Genomic DNA, 1,029 nt, shown 5'->3' with positions numbered 1-1,029 from the left:
GTGTTTCGTAAGTCGGGCTGGCAGCGGCGAGGTCACGGTGTGGCGGTGATCGACAACTGAAGAGGTCTCCGGTATCTGGTTCTGCGACCAAGCAAGAACTTCATACCGGAGACCTCGTGGCCAGCGTAGCGGTGACGAGGCGGCATGACCTGACCGACGGGCAGTGGGCTGTTCTGGCTCCGCTGTTGCCGGCCGCGTCGGTTACGGGTCGTCCGCCGAAGTGGGAGAAACGACAGCTCATCGATGGGATCCGGTGGCGGATTCGGATCGGCGCCCCGTGGCGGGACGTCCCGGCCGAGTACGCGCCCTGGCCCACCGTCTACGGCCTGTTCCGCCGGTGGCAGCGCGACGGGACCTGGGACAGGATCCTGTCGGCGTTGCAAGCCGCCGGCGACGCCGGCGGCCGGATCGGTTGGACGGTGAGCGTGGACTCGATGACCAGTCGTGCCCACCAACACGCCGCCGGTGCCCGCACCGACGGGCACATGCAGAAGGAACCACCCGGCGGCGTGCACGACGAGCCGGCCGATCACGCGCTGGGCCGATCACGCGGTGGGCTGACCACCAAGACTCACCTGGCCTGCGAGCAGGGACAGAAGGTCCTGTCGATGACCGTGACCGCCGGGCATCGTGGGGACAGCCCGCAGTTCATCCCCGTCCTGCGCCGCATCCGGATCACCCGCCTCGGCGTCGGCCGACCCCGCACCTGCCCCGACCTGGTCCTGGCCGACAAGGCCTACACCAGCCGAGGCAACCGCACCTACCTGCGCAAACGCGGGATCAAGGCGTGCATCCCGCGAAAGAAAGACCAGGACGCCCACCGCAAGGCCAAGGGCAGCCACGGCGGACGCCCACCAAAGTTCGACCCAGACCTCTACCGGATGCGACACGCCGTCGAGAACGGCATCGCCCGACTCAAGCGCCACCGCGGCGTGGCCACCCGCTACGACAAACTGGCCGTCCGCTTCCAGGCCGTCCTCACCATCACCATCATCTGCGAGTGGCTCTGACCGGCTTATGAAACACGCC

1 protein-coding gene is annotated in these 1,029 nt (G+C 68.0%); it reads left to right on the top strand.

All coding sequences use genetic code 11. The features are described 5' to 3' along the window. The first annotated feature begins 131 nt into the window (after positions 1-131). Positions 132-1,010, top strand: a complete 879-nt coding sequence (locus tag Van01_RS32730) for an IS5 family transposase (RefSeq protein ID WP_373306320.1) — start codon at positions 132-134, stop codon at positions 1,008-1,010. Positions 1,011-1,029 lie beyond the last annotated feature (19 nt).

This window comes from Micromonospora andamanensis, assembly GCF_016863495.1.
In the GTDB taxonomy this organism is placed as follows: Bacteria; Actinomycetota; Actinomycetes; order Mycobacteriales; family Micromonosporaceae; genus Micromonospora; species Micromonospora andamanensis.
Note: the sequence above shows the minus strand (reverse complement) of the source record. Positions and strands in the feature narration are given on the sequence as shown.